This is a genomic window from Pseudomonas sp. X10, assembly GCF_054889225.1.
Genome location: NZ_CM142677.1, coordinates 1,795,080 through 1,810,245 on the forward strand (window position 1 = coordinate 1,795,080; position 15,166 = coordinate 1,810,245).

Genomic DNA, 15,166 nt, shown 5'->3' on the forward strand with positions numbered 1-15,166 from the left:
GCGCCTCGTCATGCCTAGCGATTTCCTCGAGCTGCCTCAAGCTCCTCTGCAACCCTTGCCTCTACTCTGGCTGACAGCTGCCGGGATCGAGGCCGCTATCCTGCGCCTGGACCTGATCGATCCGCTGATCAGTGGCAACAAATGGTTCAAGTTGCGTGAGCACCTGCGCCTGGCCAATGAGGCGGGAGCTGCAGGCGTTATCAGCTTGGGCGGCAATCACTCCAACCACCTGCATGCCCTTGCCGCAGCGGGCAAGCGCTTCGGTTTCGCCACGGTTGGTCTGTTGCGTGGGCATCCCCAGCACACGCCCACGGTACAGGACCTGCAAGCGCTGGGAATGGAGTTGCACTGGTTGGGCTATGGCGGTTACCGGGCACGCCACCAGCCGGGTTTCTGGGCGCCCTGGCAGGCGTTGTATCCGGGCTGGCATTGTGTCCCAGAGGGCGGTGGGGGGCTGCCTGGTGCCCAGGGGTGCGCGCTGATCGTCGAGCAGGCGCGGGCACAACTGGCGACCTTGGGCTGGGCAGACTACGACGCCTGGTGGCTGGCGGCAGGTACTGGCACCACCTTGGCTGGGCTAGTGAGGGCCGAAGCGGGCGCCCATGAGGTGCATGGAGCATGTGCGGTGCCTGCTGGGCATGGTGTCGAAGACAACGTCCGGGCGCTGGTGGGTGAGCAGGGTTACCAGTTGTATGACGCCAGTCTGGGCGGTTTTGCCAAGGTCAATCCTGAGTTGTTCGCTGTTATCGAGGCTAGCGAAGGGCAGACGGGGATTCCGTTTGAGCCGGTGTACACCGGTAAGGCCCTACTGGTCTTGCGTAGGCAGATCGAGGCCGGGCAATTCAAGCCCGGCACTCGCCTGATCTTCCTTCACACGGGTGGTCTGCAGGGTCGACGTGGTTATTTGTAGGGCAGCATGCGCAGCAAGGTGTTGTCGCGCTGCACATAGTGATGATAGAGCCCGGCCACGGCATGCAGGCCTATCAGCCAGTAGCCCCAGCCGCCGATGCGTTCATGCCAACCCTTGACGAACTTGGCCAGGTCCGGGTCGGGAGCGATCAGCGCCGGGAGCTCCAGGCCATAGAAGGGGATGGGCTTGTCGGCGGCGCTGAGAATCGTCCAGCCGGCGAGCGGTAGGCCGATCATTATCAGGTACAGGGCCAGGTGCATCAGGTGCGCCAGGCCGGTCTGCCAAGCGGGTGGCTTGGGCACGATCGGGGGCGTTGACCGGCTCAGGCGTACCGCCAGGCGCAGCCAGACCAGTACGAACACCGTGAGACCGAGCATGAAGTGCAACTCTTTCATCAGATCGCGTTCGGCGCTGTCCTTGGGGAACAGGCCACGCAGCTCGATGCAGGCGTAGACAGCGGCGAGCAGCACCAGCATCAGCCAGTGCAAGATGATCGACAGGCGCGCATAGTGCGCCTGGGACGGGCTCGAGGGCATGGTGTTTTCCTCTTCATCAGGTCAGGTTTCGCGCTCTGATGGCGCGTTGCGTTAACTGTAAACGCTAATGCAGGAAACGGGCTGGCAGATTGCGCCAGGTCAGGTGAGGGCCGCTTGCATCAGGCTTTTCTGGTGTTGCAGTCTCGAGGTAGGAGCCAGCGTCAAGCCCATAGTTTGCAGAGTCCTGGGCTGCTCACGGGGATCGCGCGATTTTGTCCAAGTGTGGCCAGCTATCAGCGACCAGGAACACGCGCTCTGCTTCATGCCAATCCCCGCATTCATCCTCTTCCAGCCTCACCAGCAACTGCGCGGGAAACGGCTGTTCGAGGGCCTGCAGCCAATCGTTGAACTGTTGGGCCGTCCAGGGGGCTCGCGGGCTGAACAGGGCCGGGGCCAGCCAGGCATGGCGGGGCAGGGGCTGCCAATGGCTGGATGGGCAGCGCAGATGAAATGCTTGCCAGTCGCGCCAGTGCAGCCAGCGTCCGCGCAGGTGTTGCGGGTGCGCACCGGCTGGCGCCTCGGCATGCCCTGGCCAGGGATAGAATAGGTAGCCCCCCAGCCACAGGCTTGCCTGTACGTCTCCAATGCCCAGTTCTGCCAGGGCTCGCCGGCTTTCAGTGCGGGAGGAAATCGGCAACTGGTGGCCGGCCAGGTGAGCGAGTTTGAGGTCCAGTCGGTCGTGGCAGCCGGGGCCCAACCAATGCGCTGGGTCCCTGTCGCCGCCGTGTGTTGGGCCGAGGTACAGCTTGATCGCCAGTTCAAGGTGATGGACGCCTTCCCGGTCGCGCAGGAGGATGTCCAACTCCCCCAGTGTGTGCCCGCCGTTGCGGATCGGCAGGTTGGCCGCCAGCAGTTCGACACCTGGCGCCTGCTGCAGGGCGAACTGCCAGAGCCGCTCGTAGTACAAGCCCAGGCGCTTGCTGGTGATCTGTGCCAGCCAGTGCTGCAGGGGTTGGCTGTCGCCGTCCAGCGCCAGCAGCCAGTGGCGCAGTTGACCGGGTTGCGTGGCCCAGTCGCTGGCCGCCAGTGGGTGGCGTTGCGGCCAGGGCGTGTGCTGCAGCAACGGTGGGGATAGGATCGCCCAGGCCAGGTCGCGTACGGGTGCCTGGCGCAGGTGGCGGGGAAGGTCGCTGAGTTCGGCAAAGAGGTTCATCCAGCGAGCATAGTCCTTGTCGGCGCGGCCTTCAGGGCTTTCAGCGGTTTGCTGCTGGCCGGGCCTTTCGCCCATAATCGGGTTTTCGGGCGCAACGCGCCTTTTTCACCCGCCGCAGAGCCTCGCAGGAGCCCCATGGAGCAATTTCGCAATATCGGTATCATCGGCCGCCTTGGCAGCTCCCAGGTGCTCGACACCATCCGCCGGCTGAAAAAATTCCTGCTCGAGCGCCACTTGCATGTGATTCTCGAGGACACCATCGCCGAAGTCCTGCCCGGCCATGGCCTGCAGACCTCCACGCGCAAGCTGCTGGGCGAAGTTTGCGACCTGGTCATCGTGGTCGGTGGCGACGGTAGCCTGCTCGGGGCGGCCCGCGCCCTGGCCCGGCACAATATCCCGGTGCTGGGGATCAACCGCGGTAGCCTGGGCTTTCTCACCGATATCCGCCCTGACGAGTTGGAAGTGAAGGTCGCCGAGGTGCTCGATGGCCACTATCTGGTGGAAAACCGCTTCCTGCTCCAGGCCGAGGTACGCCGGCATGCCGAGGCCATCGGCCAGGGCGACGCGCTCAACGACGTGGTCCTGCACCCGGGCAAGTCGACGCGGATGATCGAGTTCGAGATCTACATCGATGGCCAGTTCGTCTGCAGCCAGAAGGCCGACGGCCTGATCGTCGCTACCCCGACTGGCTCCACCGCGTACGCGCTGTCTGCCGGCGGGCCGATCATGCATCCCAAGCTCGACGCCATCGTCATCGTGCCTATGTATCCGCATACCCTCTCCGGGCGGCCGATCGTGGTCGATGGCAACAGCGAACTGAAGATCGTGGTGTCCAAGGACCTGCAGATCTACCCGCAGGTGTCCTGCGACGGCCAGAACCACTTCACCTGCGCCCCGGGCGACACCATCACGGTGAAAAAGAAGCCCCAGAAACTGCGCCTGATCCATCCGCTGGACCACAATTACTATGAGGTCTGCCGCACCAAACTCGGCTGGGGCAGCCGTCTGGGTGGTGGAGGCGACTGATGTTCGACCCAGCGCGAAGTTTCGACATCATCGGCGACGTGCATGGCTGTGCCCTGACTCTCGAGCGCCTGCTCGACGCCCTCGGCTACAAGCGCCAGGGCGGTGTCTGGCGGCACCCGCAGCGCCAGGCCCTGTTCCTCGGCGATATCATCGACCGCGGCCCGCGCATCCGCGAGGCGCTGCATATCGTCCACGACATGGTCGAGGCCGGCCAGGCCCATTGCATCATGGGCAACCACGAGTACAACGCCCTGGGCTGGACCACCCCGGCGCTGCCCGGCAGTGGCAAGACCTATGTGCGCGAGCACACGCCGCGCCATGCACGGCTGATCGACGAAACCCTCACCCAGTTCGCCCAGCACCCTGGCGATTGGCATGACTTTCTTGGTTGGTTCTACGAATTGCCGCTGTTCATCGATGCCGGGCGCTTCCGCCTGGTCCATGCCTGCTGGGACCCGGGTCTGATCGACCCGTTGCGCCAGCAGTATCCCGATGGCTGCATCGATGAACATTTCATCCAGGCTTCATCGGTGTCCAAGAGCTTTGCCGCCACGGTCTGCAACCGCCTGCTGCGCGGCACCGACATGCGCTTGCCCGATGGCTTGACCCTGACCGGCGGCGACGGCCTGACCCGTGCCTTCTTCCGCACCAAGTTCTGGGAGGAAGACCCACAGACATACGGCGACATCGTGTTCCAACCCGACGCGCTGCCCGAGGTGGTGGCCAGCACGCCACTCAGCCACAGCGAGAAGAACGCCCTGTTGCGCTACGCCGAGGACGAGCCGCTGCTGTTCGTCGGCCATTACTGGCGCAGCGGCCGCCCGGCCCCGATCCGCTCCAACCTGGCCTGCCTGGACTACAGTGCGGTGCTGTACGGAAAGCTGGTCGCCTATCGACTGGATGATGAAACCCGCATCGACCCGCACAAGTTCGTCTGGGTCGATGTCGAACGCCCGCAGGCCAGCCAATGAATGTGATCGAAGTGATGCGCCTCCCGTTGACGGTCGACCTCAGCGGTTTCGTCAGCCTGTTGCGGCGCCTGCAGGTACCGCACCGGGTCAGCGAGGAGGGCGAGGAGCAGGTGCTATGGGCGCCTGAGACCCTGGTCGATGATGTGCGCCAGCTCTATCAGCGCTTCCCCGAGGGCAATGACGACATCGAGCTGCCTGTCGAGGCCCAGGCCAACCTGCCGCAGAACCCACCACTGGCTGAGCAGGTCCGCGCCTGCAAGGTCACCGCCGCTATCCTGTTGCTGTGCCTGGTGGTCGCCGGCCTTACCGGCCTGGGCGACAATCTGGCGAGCATCGGCTGGTTCACCTTCCTCGAATTCCGCGTGCAGGGCGACTACCTGTATTTCACCCCATTGGCCCAAGGCCTCGCCGATGGCCAATGGTGGCGGCTGGTGTCGCCCATGCTGCTGCACTTCGGCGTTCTCCACCTGGCAATGAACGGTCTGTGGTATTGGGAGCTGGGCAAGCGCATCGAGCTGCGCCAGGGGCCGTGGATACTGCTGAGTCTGACCCTGCTGTTCAGCCTGGTATCCAACCTGGCCCAGCACTACGTTGGCGGCCCCAGCCTGTTCGGCGGCTTGTCCGGCGTGCTCTACGGCCTGCTTGGGTATCTCTGGTTGTACCAGTGGTTAGCGCCCAATCCGCACTACAGCTTGCCCAAGGGCGTGCTGGTGATGATGCTCATCTGGCTGGTGGTCTGCCTGTCTGGGGTGGTCAGCCAGCTCGGCTTCGGCCAGATCGCCAATGCCGCCCATGTTGGCGGCCTGCTCATCGGATGCCTCAGTGGGCTCTTGGGTGGGGCGTTGGCCCGGCGTAAACTGTCGGCTTGATTTAGGCTTTGCGCGAAAACTGCCTGCGCGCCGATGATGCTGCGTTGAAAACAGGCTCGGAATGCTCATTTGCAATCAGTAAAGTCGAACGCGACCTCGGCCGTTCCTCACTTGTTTTCGCCTTGCCTGATCAGCGCCCGGCGACTTTTCGCACAAACCCATGGAGACACTATGTCCACTTTCGCGCAAATGATCGAAAACATCACACCGGAGATCTACGAAAGCCTGAAAACGGCTGTGGAGCTCGGTAAATGGGCCGACGGGCGCAAGCTCACCCGTGAGCAGAAGGAGCTTTCGCTGCAGGCGGTGATCGCCTGGGAAATGCAGAACCTGCCCGAGGAGCAGCGCACCGGCTACATGGGGCCGCAGGAATGCGCATCGAAGTCGGCACCGGTGCCGAATATCCTGTTCAAGTCGGACTCAGTACATTGATCGAACTCGCTCGTGGCTCTTTGAGCAAGATGGCGGTGCGGCTGGAAGCTCCAGTCGTGCAATACAGCTTTCGCCTTGGCGAGGAGCAGGTGCCAGTCAACCCGCTGATCGGCAAGTCCCTGCGTCTGGAATACCTCGGCGCCATTCACTGCAGCCACTGTGGCCGCCGCACCAAGACCAGCTTCAGCCAGGGCTACTGCTACCCCTGCATGACCAAGCTGGCCCAATGCGACGTCTGCATCATGGCCCCGGAAAGGTGCCACTACGACCAGGGCACCTGCCGCGAACCCTCCTGGGGCGAGCAGTTCTGCATGACCGACCATGTGGTCTACCTGGCCAATTCGTCGGGGATCAAGGTCGGCATCACCCGCGCGACCCAACTGCCGACCCGCTGGCTCGATCAAGGCGCCAGCCAGGCTCTGCCTATCCTGCGCGTGGCTACCCGGCAACAGTCGGGTCTGGTCGAAGACCTGTTGCGCAGCCAGGTGCCGGACCGCACCAACTGGCGCACCCTGCTCAAGGGCGATGCCGAGGTGCTCGACCTGCCCGCGGTGCGCGAGCAGATCTTCGACGCCTGTGCCGACGGCCTGCGTGGGCTGCAGGAGCGCTTCGGCCTGCAGGCCATCCAGCCGTTGCCGGATGCCGAAGTGGTGCAGATGCGCTACCCGGTCGAGGCCTATCCGAAGAAGATCGTCAGCTTCAACCTCGACAAGAACCCGGTGGCCGAAGGCACGCTGCTGGGCATCAAGGGCCAGTACCTGATCTTCGATACCGGCGTGATCAACATTCGCAAGTACACGGCCTACCAGTTGGCTGTGCATCAGTAAAAGGATCGCCACATGCGCACCGAACAACCGCAAGTGATCTACCTCAAGGACTACCAGGCGCCTGAGTACCTGATCGACGAGACCCACCTGACCTTCGAGTTGTTCGAGGACCACAGCCTGGTCCATGCACAACTGGTCATGCGCCGCAACCCGGCGCGTGGTGCTGGCCTGCCGCCTCTGGTGCTCGACGGCCAGCAGTTGGAGTTGCTCAGCGTGCAGCTCGATGACCAACCGCTGGCCGCTGGCGACTATCAGCTCGACGACGACAGCCTGACCCTGCAGCCCACGGCCGAGCGCTTCACCCTCGACACCAGCGTGAAGATCCACCCGGAAAGCAACACTGCCCTCGAGGGCCTGTACAAGTCCGGCGGCATGTTCTGCACCCAGTGCGAGGCCGAGGGCTTCCGCAAGATTACCTACTACCTCGACCGTCCGGATGTGATGAGCACATTCACCACCACGGTGATCGCTGAGCAGCATCGCTACCCGGTGCTGCTGTCCAACGGCAACCCGGTCGGCAGTGGCCCGCAGGACGATGGCCGGCACTGGGCGACCTGGGAAGATCCGTTCATGAAGCCGGCCTACCTGTTCGCTCTGGTCGCCGGTGACCTGTGGTGCGTCGAGGACAGGTTCACTCGCCAGTCCGGGCGTGACGTGACCCTGCGTATCTATGTCGAGCCTGAGAACATCGACAAGTGCGGCCACGCCATGGTCAGTCTGAAGAAGTCCATGCGCTGGGACGAGGAGGTCTATGGTCGCGAATACGACCTGGACATCTTCATGATCGTCGCGGTCAACGACTTCAACATGGGCGCGATGGAAAACAAGGGCCTGAATATCTTCAACTCCAGTTGCGTGCTGGCCCGCGCCGAAACCGCCACCGACGCTGCCCACCAGCGTGTCGAAGGGGTGGTCGCCCACGAGTACTTCCACAACTGGTCGGGCAACCGCGTGACCTGCCGCGACTGGTTCCAGTTGTCGCTCAAGGAAGGCTTCACGGTATTCCGCGACTCGGAGTTCAGCGCCGACATGAACTCGCGCACAGTCAAGCGCATCGAGGACGTGGCCTACCTGCGCACCCACCAGTTCGCCGAGGATGCCGGCCCCATGGCCCATGCCGTGCGCCCGGACAGCTTCATCGAGATCTCCAACTTCTACACCCTGACCGTGTACGAGAAGGGCGCCGAGGTCGTGCGCATGGTCCGCACCCTGCTGGGGGCCGAGGGTTTCCGCAAGGGCAGTGACCTGTACTTCCAGCGTCATGATGGCCAGGCGGTGACCTGCGACGACTTCATCAAGGCTATGGAAGAAGCCAACGGCGTCGACCTGACCCAGTTCAAGCGCTGGTACAGCCAGGCGGGTACACCGCGCCTGGACGTCAGCGAGGCCTATGACAGCAGCGCGCAGACCTACAGTCTGACCTTCCGCCAGAGCTGCCCGCAGACCCCGGACAAGGTCGAGAAACTGCCGTTCGTGATCCCGGTGGAGCTCGGGCTGCTGGACGCCGCAGGCAACGACCTGCCGCTGCGCCTGCAAGGCGAACCGGTTGCCGTGGGCACCTCGCGGGTGCTGTCGGTGACCGAGGCCGAGCAGACCTTCACCTTCGTCGATGTGCCTGGCAAGCCGCTGCCGTCGCTGCTGCGTGGTTTCAGCGCGCCGGTCAAGCTGAGCTTCCCCTACGACCGTGACCAATTGATGTTCCTCATGCAGCATGACAGCGATGGCTTCAACCGCTGGGAAGCGGGGCAGCAGTTGTCCGTTCAAGTGCTGCAGGAACTGATCGGCCAGTACCAGCAGGGCGCGCAGTTGGTGCTCGACCCACGGTTGATCACCGCCCTGGGCAGTGTGCTGGGCAACGCGTCGCTGGACCCGGCCATGGTTGCCGAGATGCTTTCGCTGCCGGGAGAGGCCTACCTCACCGAGATCAGCCAGGTGGCCGATGTCGATGCGATCCACGCCGCCCGCGAATTCGCCCGCAAAGCGATCGCCGAGCAGTTGTTCGATTCGCTGTGGGCTCGTTACCAGGCCAACCGCGAAGTCTCGCGCGGTACCGCCTATGTGGCCGAAGCCGAACATTTCGCCCGCCGCAGCCTGCAGAACATCGCCCTGTCGTACCTGATGCTCACCGGTAAGCCGCAGGTGCTGGAAGCGACCCTGGAGCAGTTCGACCAGTGCGACAACATGACCGAGCGCCTCACCGCCCTGGCGGTACTGGTCAACTCGCCGTTCGAGGCTGAGCGGGCCAAGGCCCTGGAGAGCTTCGCCGAGCACTTCAAGGACAACCCGCTGGTCATGGACCAGTGGTTCAGCGTGCAGGCGGCCAGCACCCAGCCAGGTGGCCTGGCGCGGGTCAAGGCGCTGATGCAGCATCCGGCCTTCACCCTGAAGAACCCGAACAAGGTGCGGGCCTTGGTGGGGGCGTTCGCCGGGCAGAACCTGGTCAACTTCCATGCCGCCGATGGCTCGGGATACCGCTTCCTCGCGGACCTGGTGATCGAGCTCAATGCCCTGAACCCACAGATCGCCTCGCGCCAGTTGGCGCCATTGACCCGCTGGCGCAAGTACGATCCTGCGCGGCAGGCGCTGATGAAGGGCGAGTTGGAGCGAATCCTGGCTTCCGGGGCGTTGTCCAGTGATGTGTATGAAGTGGTGAGCAAGAGTCTGGCGTAACGCCTGATTGCAGTTCAGTGCTTGATCGGGGGCAAGTTGGGAAGCCGGCTTGCCCCCGATCATTTCAGTTGTCGGTCGGGTTCAGAACTCCTCGATGCTTGCGGTTCCCCAAAGCTTTAATTGTTGATGGAGGCCAGGGCTTTTTCGCAAAGCGCCTAGCATTACATCGAAATCAGGGGGGTGTGAGTCTGGCGCAGCAGTGCCAATGATTAATTGGCGGGCATTAGGTTGGCGGTGATCTTTTCCCGCTTAACAAAAGATAACGTCCCACTCGTTGTCAGCCCTTCGGAATCCCCGATAGGATGGCCCAAAGCTATTGCGGGGCTCTGGAACACGGTTTTTCGCAGTACCTGCCAATAGATTGACCCTAATAACAAGACAAACGGGGACCGGATCTATGAGTGAGCCTGTAGTGGCAAACGCCAGGCGTGGCGCCTGGACATTGGCGGCCGGTGCGGTATTGGCGCTGGCAATGGGTATGTGGGCAGGGAGTGTGGAGGCCGCCGTGGCTGCCGACCAGTACTCGGTCGAGTCGGCCAAGGCCAGCCAGAGCCTGATGCTCGACGCCACCCATGCCGGTTCCCGGCTGGTGGTGGTCGGTGACCGTGGCCATATCCTGTTTTCCGACGACCAGGGCAAGACCTGGACCCAGGCCCGGGTGCCGACCCGGCAGTTGCTCACTGCAGTGTTCTTCATCGACGACAAGCGTGGCTGGGCGGTCGGCCATGACGCGCAGGTTCTGGCCAGCACCGATGGCGGCGCGACCTGGACCAGGCAGTTCGAAGACCTCTCCCGCGAAGCCCCCTTGCTCGATATCTGGTTCCTCGATGCCCAGCACGGTTTCGCCGTGGGCGCCTATGGTGCTTTGCTGGAGACCCTCGACGGGGGCCAGCACTGGCAGGATGTGGCCGAACGCCTGGACAACGAAGAGCAGTTGCACCTCAACGCGATCACCGCGGTGAAGGATGCCGGCCTGTTCATTGTCGGCGAGCAAGGCAGCATGTTCCGCTCCAGCGATAACGGCCAGACCTGGTCGCGGGTGCAGAGCCCCTACGAGGGGTCGCTGTTTGGCGCGATCGGCACCGCACAAGCCCATACGCTGCTGGCCTATGGTTTGCGCGGCAACGTGTTTCGTTCCACCGATTTCGGTGACAGCTGGCAGCCGATCGAGCTGAAGGCCGAACGCGGCGTCCTCGAATTCGGCCTGGCAAGCGCTACGCTTCTCGATGATGGCAGCCTGGTCCTGGTCGGCAACGGCGGCAGCGTGCTGCGCAGCCGCGACGACGGCCAGACCTTCTCGATCTTCAACCGGGCTGATCGCATTGCCCTGGCAGGCGTCAGCGGCTTGGCCGACGGTGGTTTGCTGTTGGTTGGCCAGGGCGGGGTGCACATCGCCTCCGCCCAGGGCGCCGGGGAGGTGCAGCCATGACCAGCCGGGAGAGCTTCGACATGAATCAGCAACACCATCAGGACAAGGCAACCCTGCTCGAGCGCCTGATCTTCAACAACCGCCCGGTGGTCATCGCCCTCTGCGTGTTGGTCAGCATCGTTCTGTTCTGGCAGGCCACGCAGATCCGGCCCTCTACCAGCTTCGAGAAGATGATCCCGCTGGAGCACCCCTTCATCGAGAAGATGATCGAACACCGCAACGACTTGGCCAACCTCGGCAATACCGTGCGCATCTCGGTGGAGGCGACCAACGGCGACATTTTCAACAAGGAGTACATGGAGACCCTGCGCCAGATCCATGACGAGGTCTTCTACATTTCCGGCGTCGACCGGGCTGGGTTGAAGTCGCTGTGGAGCCCCAGCGTGCGCTGGACCGAGGTGACCGAGGAGGGCTTCGCCGGCGGCGAGGTTATCCCGCAGACCTACGACGGCTCGGACGACAGCCTCGACGAACTGCGCGACAACGTGCTCAAGTCCGGCCAGGTCGGGCGCCTGGTGGCCAACAACTTCAGGTCGAGCATAGTCGACGTGCCGCTGCTGGAGTCCTATCCGGATCCACAGGACCAGGGCAAGCTGATTGCGCTCGACTACCAGCAGTTCTCGCACCAGTTGGAAGAGAAGATCCGCGACAAGTTCCAGGCGCAGAACCCCAATGTGAAGATCCACATCGTCGGTTTTGCCAAGAAAGTCGGTGACCTGATCGATGGCCTGTTCATGGTCGCGATGTTCTTCGGCGTGGCCTTGGTTATCACTTGGATCCTGCTCTACTGGTTCACCTGGTGCATCCGCAGCACCATCGCCGTGCTGATCACCACCCTGGTGGCGGTGGTCTGGCAACTGGGCCTGATGCATGCGGTGGGCTTTGGCCTGGACCCGTATTCCATGCTGGTGCCGTTCCTGATCTTTGCCATCGGGATTTCCCACGGGGTGCAGAAGATCAACGGCATCGCCCTGCAGTCCAGCGGTGCCGACAATGCCCTGACCGCCGCCCGGCGTACCTTCCGCCAGTTGTTCCTGCCGGGGATGATCGCCATCCTGGCCGACGCCGTGGGCTTCATCACCTTGTTGATCATCGACATCGGAGTGATCCGCGAACTGGCCATCGGTGCATCCATCGGTGTGGCGGTGATCGTGTTCACCAACCTGATCCTGTTGCCAGTGGCGATCTCCTATGTCGGCATCAGCAAGAAGGCCATCGAGCGCAGCAAGAAGGACGCGACCCGCGAACACCCGTTCTGGCGCCTGCTGTCCAATTTCGCCAGCGCCAAGGTAGCGCCAGTGTCGATTATCCTGGCGCTGCTGGCCTTCGGCGGCGGGCTCTGGTACAGCCAGAACCTGAAGATCGGCGACCTCGACCAGGGCGCGCCGGAGCTGCGTCCGGACTCGCGCTACAACCAGGACAACAATTTCATCATCAGCAACTATTCGACCAGCTCGGACGTGCTGGTGGTGATGGTCAAGACCCCGGCCGAGAGCTGTTCGATTCACTCGACCATGGCGCCGATCGACGAACTGATGTGGACCATGGAGAACACTCCGGGCGTGCAGTCGGCGATTTCCCTGGTGACCGTGTCCAAACAGGTGATCAAGGGCATGAACGAGGGCAACCTGAAATGGGAAACCTTGTCGCGCAACCCGGACATCCTCAACAACTCCATCGCCCGGGCCGATGGCCTGTACAACGCCGACTGCTCGCTGGCACCGGTGCTGGTGTTCCTCAACGACCACAAGGCCGAGACCCTGGAGCGCGTGGTCGCGGCGGCGCAGGCCTTTGCCGACGCCCATAACAAGGACGGCCTGGAGTTCCTCCTGGCGGCGGGTAACGCGGGCATCGAGGCGGCCACCAACGAGGTGATCAAATCAGCTGAGTTGACCATCCTGATCCTGGTCTACATCTGTGTGGCGACCATGTGCCTGATCACCTTCCGCTCCTTTGCCGCCACCTTGTGCATCGTCTTGCCGTTGGTGCTGACCTCGGTGCTGGGCAACGCGCTGATGGCCTTCATGGGCATCGGCGTCAAGGTCGCCACCTTGCCAGTGGTGGCCCTGGGCGTGGGGATCGGCGTGGACTACGGGATCTACATCTACAGCCGCCTGGAAAGCTTCCTGCGTGCCGGCTTGCCATTGCAGGAGGCTTACTACGAAACCCTGCGCTCCACCGGCAAGGCCGTGCTGTTCACTGGCTTGTGCCTGGCCATTGGCGTGTGCACCTGGATCTTCTCGGCGATCAAGTTCCAGGCCGACATGGGCCTGATGCTGACCTTCATGCTGCTGTGGAACATGTTCGGCGCTCTCTGGCTGTTGCCAGCGCTGGCCCGGTTCCTGATCAAGCCAGAGAAGCTGGCGGGCAAGCAGGGGGGCTCGCTCTTCGCCCATTAAGGCCAGCCGCTCACCGGTAGGAGCGGGCTTGCCCGCGATGACGTCAGATCAGGCAATGAGGGTGCGCCTGCTGACGCTGTCGCGGGCAAGCCCGTTTCAGCAGGTATACTGGGGCCTTTCCATTCCGTGGTGCTGCCGATGACTTCTCTTGCCGATTCCCTGCAATCCTGCGACATGCTGCTGATCGACGGGTTGCATGCCTTCGACTTCACCTTCGACACCTCTGGTCTGATCATCGAATGCATGGACGGGCGTGCTCTCAAGCGTTGGCAGTTCACTGCGGAGCAGGTCGGGGCTGCGCAGGCAGTTGCAGGTGAATGGCTGGTCAGCGATGCCGCCGGTGAGCATCGGCTAGTCTGTATGAGTGCTTTACGTGCCTCGGAAGATGACGATGATGAAACGCCCGCTGACGACACTGCTGACCGCTAGCCTCATGGGCCTGGCGTTGAACGCCCATGCCGCGGTATTGCTGGTGGGCAGCTATACCGACGGCGGCAGCCAGGGGATCTACAGCTACCGCTTCGACCCGCAGGCCGGGCGCATCGACAGCACGCCGTTGCAGGTGGTCAAAAGCGACAACCCGTCCTGGCTTGTCCTGTCCGCTGACCGGCGTCTGTTGTTCGCGGTCAACGAGAATGGCGCAGGGCAGGGGCGGGCCAGCAGTTTCGCCGTGGATAGCAAGGGTACGGTCAAGTTGCTCAACCAGGTGTCCAGCCAGGGCGACGAGCCGACCCATGCCAGCCTCAGCCATGACCAGCGCTACCTGTTCGTGGCCAATTACGCGGTGCAGCCTGAGCCCGGCGGCAGCCTGGTGGCCATCCCCGTAGCCCGGGATGGCAAGCTCAAGGCCGTGGTGCAACAGGAGCGGCACAAGGCCAGTGGGGTCAACCCCGAGCGGCAGGCCGGGGCCCATGTGCATTCGCTGGTGTTTTCGCCTGATGGTCGTTATCTCTATGCCAGCGACCTGGGCGCCGACAAGGTGTTCATCTACCGATACGACGGCGCGAGCCCGGTGCATCCGTTGAGCCCGGCCATTCCGGCCTCGGTCAGCTTGCCGCCGGGTAGCGGGCCACGGCACCTGCTGTTCGACGCCAAGGGCAGTCATGCATACCTGACGTTGGAGATGAGCGGCGAAGTGGTGGTGTTCGATGTCCAGGACGGTGCCTTGCTCGAGCGCCAGCGCTTGCCCTTGACCGAGCAGCAAGACGCCGAGGCCAGGGCCGCTGGAGGTTTGCACCTGTCGCTGGATGGGCGTTTCCTTTACGTGAGCAACCGTGGCACGGCCAACGAACTGGTGGTGTTTGCCGTGGACAAGGACAACGGCCAGTTGGCCCTGCTGCAGCGACGCTCGGTGGAAGGCGACCACCCCCGCGAGTTCAGCCTCGACCCCAGCGGCAACTTCCTGTTGGTGGCCAACCAGAAGAGCAACCAGATCCTGGTCATGCAGCGTGATCCGCGCAGTGGCAGGCTCGGCCGGACGGTGCAGACGCTGAGTCAGGAAGCGCCGTCGGACCTCAAGTTCATCGAGTGACTATCGATCGCCTTGATAATTGCTACTGCTGCAATGAATTTCTGTGCGCTGCCCTTGCGGCGTAAGTTTGAACCCAAGGCCCTCCTGGGCCATTTCAAACCACAGATGTCGAGGTCAGCCAACATGAACTTCAACCTTTTCCCAGTCATTGCCGCATCCGCCATCTCTGCCTCTGTCGTCCTGCCGGCCCATGCCCAGGTCGAAGTGCGCGGCAAGCATTCCAACACCCCTAGCTACACCGAGAAGTACTTGCAGCAAAGCGCGCACTTCTATGCGGCCCTGAGTCCGAAAGCTGTGCAGTGAGCGGTGATTTCCTGGCAACGGGCAATGCACTAAAAAATAGGTAGTGGCTCATCGCCATATGCTTTAATTTGACGCTGTATCGTTGACGCTTCTCAACGGGAGGATGAAGC

The 15,166-nt window shown here is 62.9% G+C and carries 14 protein-coding genes; 12 read left to right on the forward strand and 2 right to left on the reverse strand.

Going from position 1 to position 15,166, the window contains the following annotated elements:
* Positions 1 to 10: 10 nt before the first annotated feature.
* Positions 11 to 910: a 1-aminocyclopropane-1-carboxylate deaminase/D-cysteine desulfhydrase gene (locus tag ACYU03_RS08345; protein ID WP_461889657.1), complete on the forward strand. Its 900-nt coding sequence runs from the start codon at positions 11 to 13 to the stop codon at positions 908 to 910.
* On the opposite strand, the gene ACYU03_RS08350 is transcribed toward ACYU03_RS08345, so the two are convergent.
* Together ACYU03_RS08350 and ACYU03_RS08355 are read right to left on the reverse strand one after the other, a co-directional pair.
* On the reverse strand, positions 901 to 1,446 hold the full coding sequence (locus tag ACYU03_RS08350) for a cytochrome b (protein WP_461889658.1): 546 nt from the start codon (positions 1,444 to 1,446) through the stop codon (positions 901 to 903). The two genes, ACYU03_RS08345 and ACYU03_RS08350, sit on opposite strands and share 10 nt — an antisense overlap.
* 193 nt (positions 1,447 to 1,639) lie before the next feature.
* On the reverse strand, positions 1,640 to 2,599 hold the full coding sequence (locus ACYU03_RS08355) for a DUF1853 family protein (RefSeq protein ID WP_461891420.1): 960 nt from the start codon (positions 2,597 to 2,599) through the stop codon (positions 1,640 to 1,642).
* A gap of 135 nt (positions 2,600 to 2,734) precedes the next feature.
* On the opposite strand from ACYU03_RS08355, the gene ACYU03_RS08360 reads away from it, so the two are divergent.
* From ACYU03_RS08360 to ACYU03_RS08410, 11 genes are all read left to right on the forward strand, one after another.
* Entirely contained in the window at positions 2,735 to 3,625 is an 891-nt protein-coding gene (locus ACYU03_RS08360; RefSeq protein ID WP_461889660.1) for an NAD(+) kinase, read from the forward strand.
* Positions 3,625 to 4,596, forward strand: coding sequence for a metallophosphoesterase (locus ACYU03_RS08365; protein WP_461889662.1), 972 nt, complete (start codon positions 3,625 to 3,627; stop codon positions 4,594 to 4,596). Before ACYU03_RS08360 ends, ACYU03_RS08365 begins: the two co-directional genes overlap by 1 nt.
* The gene (locus ACYU03_RS08370) at positions 4,593 to 5,465 is read left to right on the forward strand and encodes a rhomboid family intramembrane serine protease (protein ID WP_461889664.1); all 873 of its coding nucleotides are present in this window, start codon (positions 4,593 to 4,595) and stop codon (positions 5,463 to 5,465) included. Before ACYU03_RS08365 ends, ACYU03_RS08370 begins: the two co-directional genes overlap by 4 nt.
* Before the next feature lie 171 nt (positions 5,466 to 5,636).
* Positions 5,637 to 5,897 carry a YeaC family protein gene (locus ACYU03_RS08375; protein WP_461889666.1) on the forward strand — a complete coding sequence of 87 codons (261 nt, stop codon included), beginning with the start codon at positions 5,637 to 5,639 and terminating at the stop codon, positions 5,895 to 5,897.
* Positions 5,894 to 6,724 carry a DUF2797 domain-containing protein gene (locus ACYU03_RS08380; RefSeq protein ID WP_461889668.1) on the forward strand — a complete coding sequence of 277 codons (831 nt, stop codon included), beginning with the start codon at positions 5,894 to 5,896 and terminating at the stop codon, positions 6,722 to 6,724. The genes ACYU03_RS08375 and ACYU03_RS08380 overlap by 4 nt, the downstream gene beginning before the upstream one ends.
* A gap of 12 nt (positions 6,725 to 6,736) precedes the next feature.
* A complete protein-coding gene (gene pepN / locus ACYU03_RS08385) occupies positions 6,737 to 9,394 on the forward strand; it encodes an aminopeptidase N (RefSeq protein ID WP_461889670.1) in 2,658 nt (885 codons plus the stop codon).
* A 397-nt stretch (positions 9,395 to 9,791) separates the two neighbouring features.
* On the forward strand, positions 9,792 to 10,823 hold the full coding sequence (locus ACYU03_RS08390; protein ID WP_461889672.1) for a YCF48-related protein: 1,032 nt from the start codon (positions 9,792 to 9,794) through the stop codon (positions 10,821 to 10,823).
* Complete coding sequence (locus ACYU03_RS08395; RefSeq protein WP_461889674.1) at positions 10,820 to 13,222, forward strand: efflux RND transporter permease subunit; 2,403 nt, start codon at positions 10,820 to 10,822, stop codon at positions 13,220 to 13,222. The genes ACYU03_RS08390 and ACYU03_RS08395 overlap by 4 nt, the downstream gene beginning before the upstream one ends.
* Positions 13,223 to 13,360: 138 nt before the next feature.
* Complete coding sequence (locus tag ACYU03_RS08400; RefSeq protein WP_461889676.1) at positions 13,361 to 13,651, forward strand: DUF5629 family protein; 291 nt, start codon at positions 13,361 to 13,363, stop codon at positions 13,649 to 13,651.
* A complete protein-coding gene (locus ACYU03_RS08405; RefSeq protein WP_461891421.1) occupies positions 13,617 to 14,753 on the forward strand; it encodes a lactonase family protein in 1,137 nt (378 codons plus the stop codon). The genes ACYU03_RS08400 and ACYU03_RS08405 overlap by 35 nt, the downstream gene beginning before the upstream one ends.
* Positions 14,754 to 14,876: 123 nt before the next feature.
* Complete coding sequence (locus ACYU03_RS08410; protein ID WP_461889678.1) at positions 14,877 to 15,056, forward strand: hypothetical protein; 180 nt, start codon at positions 14,877 to 14,879, stop codon at positions 15,054 to 15,056.
* Positions 15,057 to 15,166 lie beyond the last annotated feature (110 nt).

Coding starts and splice junctions, on each gene's coding strand:
- ACYU03_RS08345 (WP_461889657.1), top strand. CDS start 11: ATGCCTAGCGATTTCCTCGAGCTGCCTCAAGCTCCTCTGCAACCCTTG.
- ACYU03_RS08350 (WP_461889658.1), bottom strand. CDS start 1,446: ATGCCCTCGAGCCCGTCCCAGGCGCACTATGCGCGCCTGTCGATCATC.
- ACYU03_RS08355 (WP_461891420.1), bottom strand. CDS start 2,599: ATGAACCTCTTTGCCGAACTCAGCGACCTTCCCCGCCACCTGCGCCAG.
- ACYU03_RS08360 (WP_461889660.1), top strand. CDS start 2,735: ATGGAGCAATTTCGCAATATCGGTATCATCGGCCGCCTTGGCAGCTCC.
- ACYU03_RS08365 (WP_461889662.1), top strand. CDS start 3,625: ATGTTCGACCCAGCGCGAAGTTTCGACATCATCGGCGACGTGCATGGC.
- ACYU03_RS08370 (WP_461889664.1), top strand. CDS start 4,593: ATGAATGTGATCGAAGTGATGCGCCTCCCGTTGACGGTCGACCTCAGC.
- ACYU03_RS08375 (WP_461889666.1), top strand. CDS start 5,637: ATGTCCACTTTCGCGCAAATGATCGAAAACATCACACCGGAGATCTAC.
- pepN (WP_461889670.1), top strand. CDS start 6,737: ATGCGCACCGAACAACCGCAAGTGATCTACCTCAAGGACTACCAGGCG.
- ACYU03_RS08390 (WP_461889672.1), top strand. CDS start 9,792: ATGAGTGAGCCTGTAGTGGCAAACGCCAGGCGTGGCGCCTGGACATTG.
- ACYU03_RS08395 (WP_461889674.1), top strand. CDS start 10,820: ATGACCAGCCGGGAGAGCTTCGACATGAATCAGCAACACCATCAGGAC.
- ACYU03_RS08400 (WP_461889676.1), top strand. CDS start 13,361: ATGACTTCTCTTGCCGATTCCCTGCAATCCTGCGACATGCTGCTGATC.
- ACYU03_RS08405 (WP_461891421.1), top strand. CDS start 13,617: ATGAAACGCCCGCTGACGACACTGCTGACCGCTAGCCTCATGGGCCTG.
- ACYU03_RS08410 (WP_461889678.1), top strand. CDS start 14,877: ATGAACTTCAACCTTTTCCCAGTCATTGCCGCATCCGCCATCTCTGCC.